The sequence below is a fragment of the Clostridia bacterium genome, assembly GCA_036562685.1.
In the GTDB taxonomy this organism is placed as follows: domain Bacteria; phylum Bacillota; class Clostridia; order Christensenellales; family DUVY01; genus DUVY01.
Window position 1 is genome coordinate 1 of record DATCJR010000115.1, and the last position, 7,644, is coordinate 7,644.

Below are 7,644 nucleotides of genomic sequence, written 5' to 3' on the forward strand. Positions count from 1 at the left end.
GTTGCATAAGCCGGGAAAGTAAACTCCTCGCCTTGAATATAGAACTTCTCGCCTGTGGGGTTAAGATAACCGCGTATTTCACTATATCCCATTTTGTTTTTTGATAATTTTACTGTTTGCGGCTGAGTAGTTATATTATGAATTATAATAACTGTACTGCCGTTATATGTGGATGTATAAGCGCCAAAATTTTCTCCCACGTTAATAAGCTCTACGGTTCCGCGTGCTATTTCGGGATTTTCATTGCGTATTCTCAATGCTCTTTTGTATGTGCTGTATATAAGGTTGGTATATTGACTCTGCACATCAACAGCGGGGAAAAAATGATTGACTTCATCCATATTGGGCGGAGCATTTGTTATACCTGTAGTATCACTATAAGACCAATACATAGGTGCACGGAAGTTTTCATCCTTGCCGCTTCCCATCATTCCTATTTCTTCGCCATAAAATGTGAACGAAGCTCCCGGAGCCATCAAATAAAGAGCTGCCGCAAATTTTATCGCATAGATGTTTTTTCTCAACTGTCCTGCGCTTCTTGCATTGTCATGATTGGTCAAGAAGTTGCTGTCTATGGCTTCTGAATTAACTCCTTTTATTTTTCTTTGCCAATCCGTCATTGCTTGCATAATGCTTTTGGCTTCGCTTTCTAATATTGCAGCCTTCATATATCTACCACTAGTTCCAGAATTTGGTCCTCCAAGATAATAGTTGAACACGCTCATGCCGCTTTGATAGTACTTGGATATTTTTTCAGAGTTGCTCCAAACTTCTCCTACGATAAAAACATCTTCTTTTACCGACTTGCAATAATTCACAAACCATGTCCAAAATTCTATATTTTTGTCATCATTGGCTTCGCCATAAATATGCATCGCTGCGTCAACTCTAAAGCCGGCTACGCCCTTATCTAGCCAAAACTTTGCTATATCTTTTATTTCTTCCCTTAAATCCTCACAATCCATATTTAGGTCGGGCATTTGATCCCAAAAATATGCCTCATAATAATAATCAGTATTGCCTATACGGTAATATTGACTTGAAGAACCTTTTTTGATGTTATAATAATTAACATATTTGTTATCAAAGTCGCCCTTAACAACAGCATTATAGGCTTGAGTAAACCAATAATTAGAAGTAGAAGTATGGTTTAAAACCAAATCAATAATGATATTGATATTTCTCTCTTTAGCTTCTTGCAGCAAGTTTTCAAAGTCGTTCATAGTGCCGTATGAGGGGTCGATTTCATAATAGTTGTCAACATCGTATTTGTGATAGGTTTTTGAAGGGTTAATCGGCATAAGCCATATTCCTGTAATGCCTAGGTCTTGCAAATAATCAAGCTTTTGGGTTATGCCGTTAAGATCTCCTATGCCGTCGCCGTTAGAATCGTAAAAACTTCTTACAAATATTTCATAATAGTTTCTATAATTATCGTCAATTACATTAAGTTCTTGATAATATTCATAGTCATCAGTTTTTTTACCAGGAATATCAAAGGTTGACGAATGTACAAACTCATTTATGTTAATAACCATTGACGGTTTAGTAGTTTTTTGGCTATTATTACAACCAGATATTGATACAAAAACTGAAATAGCTACTAATATAAAAGCAATCAGTCTTTTTCTAATCATCCTTTGACAGATCCTCCAGTAACACCTTCTATATAAAACTTCTGCATTGAGATAAACAGACCTGTTATAGGAATTGCAACCAAAACTGAACTTGCGCAAAATCTAGTAAAATAGTCGTTCATATGTTCACGATCTAGCATTCTATAAAGCCCTAATGCAACTGTAAAGTTATTATAATTATCTTTCATTATGACACTAACAAATATAAAATCCATCCAAGGTGCCATAAAAGATGTCAAAATTGTATAAACGATAATTGGCTTAGAAAGTGGTATTATTATCTTCCAAAACACTTGGTTTTGAGTCGCTCCATCAATTCTCGCTGCCTCATCCATATTTCTTGGAATGGTATCAAAAAATCCTTTTGCAATATAGTAATTCAAACCAGCGCCACCAGAATATACAAGAATTAAAGCAAGCAATGTTTGAGTCATGTTTAGTGCTTTTAAGATATAATAAACAGCTATCATACTCATAAATCCAGGGAACATGCCTAGGATAAGTACAATATTCATCAAAGGTTTTCTCAACTTAAATCTTAACCTAGAAAAAGCATAAGAAACCATAAGCACATATAGAGAAGACAAAATACAAGTACATACAGCCACTATCAATGTATTAGCAAACCATCTAGGAAAGTAATATGCATCAGGTTTAAAAAGATCAATATAATTTTTAAATGACCATGTTTTTGGAAAGAAATATGAGATATCTGCACCTTGCTCTTCTCTAAAAGAACATAATATGATCCAAACGATTGGGAAAAGCCATATTATTACCATCACACTCAAAAGTATATATATAGCAATATTGGTTATTCGATTTTTTGTTTTTATATTTGTCATGCCTGATAATCCTCCTCCCTTTTGGTCGAAGATGTAAGGTTATATGCTATTAATGAGAATACAGAACAAATTAAAAAGACCATTATACCTATAACGGATGCCGTTTTATAATTGCTTTTATCTGATGTCAAAGAATATAGCCAAGTTATCAATAGGTCAGTTTCTCCTGCAAAGAAATAATTTAATGATTTAGGTCCTCCAGCTGTCAAATAATAAATAACATTAAAGTTATTGATATTTCCTACAAATTGCGTCAACAAATAAGGCGCAGTTACAAAGAATACATAAGGGAAAGTAATTTTAACAAACATTTTAAAGGGTGAAGCTCCATCAATCTTTGCACTTTCATATAAGGATTGAGGTATATTCATCAAAATTCCTGAAACTATCAGCAATGTGTATGGTATTCCTACCCACATGTTAATTATTATAATCATAATTCTTGCTAGCCAACCTTTTTCAAAAAATGGAATGGCTCTGTCAATTATATTAAGTTTTTGAAGCCATGTATTAATCAAACCTATATTTGCAAATACATTTCTTATTGTCAATAAAGTTACAAATTGAGGCACTGCTATTGTCATAACAAACATTGTTCGCCAAAATGCCTTAAACTTAATCCCTTTTTTATTTATGATAATTGCCAAAAACATTCCAGCAAAATAATTAGTAAAGGTTGCAAAAAAAGCCCATATCATCGTCCATAATAACACCCTGCCGAATGTACTAGATATTTGAGCTGAACCCCATAATAACTCTTTGAAATTGGCAAGTCCTACCCAATCAAATAATTTGGCAGGCGGTAAATGATCGCTATCATAATTGGTAAAAGCAATCAAGATCATAAAAATAAGGGGCAAAATTGTAAATAAAATTACACCAATAGAAGGCAAAGTCAATAATGTAGTATGAAATTTATCATCAAGTAAAGACTTTATGTCATCAAAGAATGAATTATTTTTTTTACCGTTTTCTGAGTTAATTTGAGCATTATATGCTGCTTTTAAAGAATTTATATACAAAACACAAAAGAAAAATATAATAAATATGCTTACAATACTATAAAGTAATATGAGCATAGAATTATCTACTTGAATGTTAATATAGACCTGTTCTACTTCATCCCAGACTCGCTTAATGGGTACTGTCCCTAGAGTCCCTAGATCAGGCAAATATTTGCTTATAAAGAACACACATAAAAACACAAATAATACTTGTGCTAAAAAATATAACAATCCTTTAATAAATTGCTTTCTTACAAAACATCCAAAGCCCATTATCAAAAACGATAGCCTTGTAGCCCAATCACCCTTAGCGAAAATTTTAAAAGGCACTTTAATTTTATTTAATAGTTTAAAGTTCGATGATTGTTCTGTTTGAGATCCTATCATCATACCAATCTCCTTAAATAATTTTTGACCTTGCGTAAAAAGCACAAGCTTTTACGCAAGGTCATAACAGCTTTCTAAGCCATTATTTGTCTTACCATTTCATCTAATAGTTGTTGCAATGTCTTTCCGCCATAATCCTTTTGTTCAAGTGCATTTCCAAATGCTTCAGCAGGTGTCCAGAAACTACCTAAAACATTATTTTGAGGAACTGCATATTTAAATTGCTCAGAAATTACCGAAATAATAGGATTAGATTTTACTTCATCAGTATTAGCTGCATTTATATTGGAAGGTCCCATTCCTCTATCTATAAATCTTTTAAGTTGATTTTGTTCGTTTGTTAACCATTCTGCTAATTTCATAGCATCTGCAGGATATTTGGTCAAAGCATTTACGCCGCAAAGTTTAGTTCCACCAAAGCTCTTAAGTTGAACTTGTTGTCCATCTAGTGTTATGGTAGGCAACTTAGCAACACCCATTTTATCGCCCCAAGCTTCTTTAAAATATTCTGCGTTCCAGCTACCAGAAACAACGGCGCCAAAAGTATTACTATTTAGACCTGTTTTTATTGTGGTATCATCGCCTGTCATAAATGTAGAATGTTGTGCCACAGCTTCCATTGCTTTAGCTGCTTTCAAACCTTTTTCATTGTTGAAATCAACAACTTGTTTTCCATTTTCACCAATGCCAATTGTGCATCCTGCTGACAGGAAAAATGAAGCGTTATACCAACCGTTTGACAAGTCCATTAAAAATTTTTTTTCTGCTGTTTGGCAAGCAGCCAAAATATCATCCATTTTTTGAGCCTGCATATCGGAAACATAGTTTTTGTTGTAATATAAGAAATATGTGTTATCTGCTGTACAAGGATAAGCATATAGTTTTCCGTCAACAGTTGCTGCTGTTACAGAACCTGCTGAGTTAGCAGATTTTACATTATCCACATTTCGTGTGATCTCATATAACAATCCCGCATTGGTCATATTGATAATTTGATCGTCTGCAAACATAAATACATCGGCTGCTGCTGCAGGATCTTCGCTTAAACGTGCATAACAATCAGGCTCACCAACAACGCCAAAAGTTATTTTATAAGTCTTATCAGGATATGCTGCTTTAAAAGAATCAGCCATTTCACCCAACATATACTGATCGTCTTGAGAGCCCCACACCTTTAATTGAATTACATCTTTTTGGTCTTTTGGAGTACAGCCTACAAACAGACTGCAACAAAAAAACAAAGACAATAAAATTGTAAATAATTTTTTCATTTTTTCCTCCCGATATTTTTTATCTTTTTTTGAATAATTTATTTTTATAAACAATCGAAACTACTGTACCTGCTATCAAACATAATCCTAAAAATGACCCAACCACAATCAAAGCAATTTGCCAGCCTTGCATTGGTTGTTTTGATGCAGCTTGATGATTTCTTACAAGTACCATAGCGCTTTGAGCTTCAATATTTATCTCGCCGCCTGAAATGCTCTTTATAACTTCTGAAGAAGCCTGATCGCCTTCCACATAAACATCATAAGTCCCTTGATCAAGCTTAAATGTTGTACTTTGCTTATTGGCATTAAAGATTACATATACAATCTGATTACTGTTGTCTTTGGTTATTCTATAAGCTATTACATTGTTTTCTGAAGTTAAAAATTGCAAATTAAACAAGACATCTGTCTTTGAAGTCATTCTGAATTGACTAAACGCTTTTCTCAAAGCTATTAGTCCTTTATAATACTCTACGGTAGTTTTGTTTTCAGTCTTGGAATCCCATTTAATTGAATTGGTCGAATCAGGTGATTTATAGCTGTTTTCAACATATCCGCCTTTTCCATCGGGTTTTGATCTTAACATCTCTTCTCCAGCGTGAATAAAAGGAACGCCCTGTGAAGTTAAAACTATAGCTGCTGCAAGACGATTCATAGAAGCTATTTCTTCTTCTGTCGCATCAGGGACAGATATTTTCAGTTTGTCATACAAGGTATTATTATCATGCGCAGAAGCATAGTTAATTGATTGCGAAGGATTAGATGTCCACCAGCTAGAAGAACTATTTACTTCAGAATGTTTAACTCCGCCTACAATTCCAAACTTGATGTTTTCTTCCATTCCAGTTGCGCCTGAAACAAAACCTGTAGCGGTTGAAGAAAATACACTGCCCTTGATTCCATCACGTATTGTGTCATTAAAAACAGCTATTCTCTCTAATTGAGCAATATTTTTTTGAATGGCACGATCTGATTCTGACAAAGTGCTATCACCCGCTGTCCAGCCTTCTCCGTAAATGATAATATTGGGATCAACTTCATCAAGCTTTTGCCTGATTAGATTCATAGTTTCAACATCATGAAGTCCCATAAGATCAAATCTAAAACCATCGATCTTATATTCGCTCGCCCAATAGACAACAGAATCTATCATAAACTTTCTATACATGTCCCTTTCACTTGCTGTTTCATTGCCGCAGCCGCTTCCGTTAGAAAATTCGCCGTTTTTCATGCGGTAATAATACCCAGGAACTATTAGATTAAAATTAGAATCTGCTGATTTAGACGTATGATTATAAACAACATCCATAACAACTCTGATACCATTGTTGTGCAAGGTCATAATCATCGTTTTTAGCTCTTTTATGCGAACTTCACCATGATAAGGATCGGTAGAATAACTACCCTCAGGAACATTGTAATTTTGCGGGTCATAACCCCAATTAAATTGCGGCTCATCAAGCTTGGTCTCATCAACAGTAGCATAATCAAACATAGGCAAAATATGAAGTTCTGTTACTCCCATCTCTATAAGATGACTCAATGCAGTCGAATCGCCATAGCTATTGACAGCACCTAATTCAGTAAGCCCCAAAAATTTTCCTCTATGTTTTTCGGATACACCAGATGAAGGATCAATTGTAAGATCTCTAATATGCGCTTCATAAATGACGGCATCTGTTATGTTTTTTGTAATCGGTCTTGTTTGCTCTTCCCAACCCTCAGGATTGGTTGTTGAAAGATCAATAACCATACCGCGATTGCCATTAACTCCTGCTGCTTTTGTATATGGGTCTGTGACCTCATTGGTCAAGCCATTTACTGTTATTGTATATGTGTAATAAGTTTTGTCAAGATCTCCCTCAACAGTCTTGCTCCAAACGCCTTTTTCGCCTTTGGTCATTTCAAGACTTTGCAATAAATTATCGCCATCTCCTGCAGAGTACAAATTTAGAATTACTTTACTTGCAGTTGGTGCCCATAACTTAAATGTAGTACTATTTTTTGAATAAATAGCTCCAAGCTCACCCGAATAACTGAAGACATCAGAAAATTCCTGACTTCCAAAAATCTCTTCCATACTTATCACCATATCTTTATAATAGACAGACTTTACAACATAAGATTTTGAATAATCTACTTCGCTTTTTAAATTTATAGTCAATGATGTTTTTCCTACGCTAGCAGATATGGATTCAATTTGAATTTTATCTAATCCCTTATAAACTTCGAAGTCATTTCTTGTATCTTCTGTTATAGGAGCGGTTACTGTTATTTTAATTTTTTTATTTGATTCAAATACTGCACTTAATATTTTAGGCGTAATATCTACATCATCTCTAGAATAATAGATATTGACATCGCCTTGTAATAGCCAAATTTCTACTTTTCCATCTACAATCTTTTCATACGGAATAAATCTGTCAATGCTTACATCTTTTGCCCAACTGTCTGTACGCACTATAAGACCAATACCTTTTTTAGTAGGATCTACTTT

Annotated in this window: 5 protein-coding genes; all 5 read right to left on the minus strand. The window is 34.3% G+C overall.

Annotated features, from left to right (window positions below):
• A partial coding sequence (locus VIL26_05325; GenBank protein HEY8390353.1) for an alpha-amylase family glycosyl hydrolase occupies positions 1–1,637 on the minus strand: 1,637 nt, incomplete at its 3' end.
• Positions 1,634–2,482 carry a sugar ABC transporter permease gene (locus VIL26_05330; protein ID HEY8390354.1) on the minus strand — a complete coding sequence of 283 codons (849 nt, stop codon included), beginning with the start codon at positions 2,480–2,482 and terminating at the stop codon, positions 1,634–1,636. The genes VIL26_05330 and VIL26_05325, both read right to left, overlap by 4 nt.
• On the minus strand, positions 2,479–3,876 hold the full coding sequence (locus VIL26_05335) for a sugar ABC transporter permease (GenBank protein ID HEY8390355.1): 1,398 nt from the start codon (positions 3,874–3,876) through the stop codon (positions 2,479–2,481). The genes VIL26_05330 and VIL26_05335 overlap by 4 nt, the downstream gene beginning before the upstream one ends.
• 71 nt (positions 3,877–3,947) lie before the next feature.
• The gene (locus VIL26_05340; protein HEY8390356.1) at positions 3,948–5,144 is read right to left on the minus strand and encodes an extracellular solute-binding protein; all 1,197 of its coding nucleotides are present in this window, start codon (positions 5,142–5,144) and stop codon (positions 3,948–3,950) included.
• A gap of 19 nt (positions 5,145–5,163) precedes the next feature.
• Positions 5,164–7,644, minus strand: a 2,481-nt coding sequence (gene pulA, locus VIL26_05345) for a type I pullulanase (protein HEY8390357.1), incomplete at its 5' end; no start/stop codon positions are given.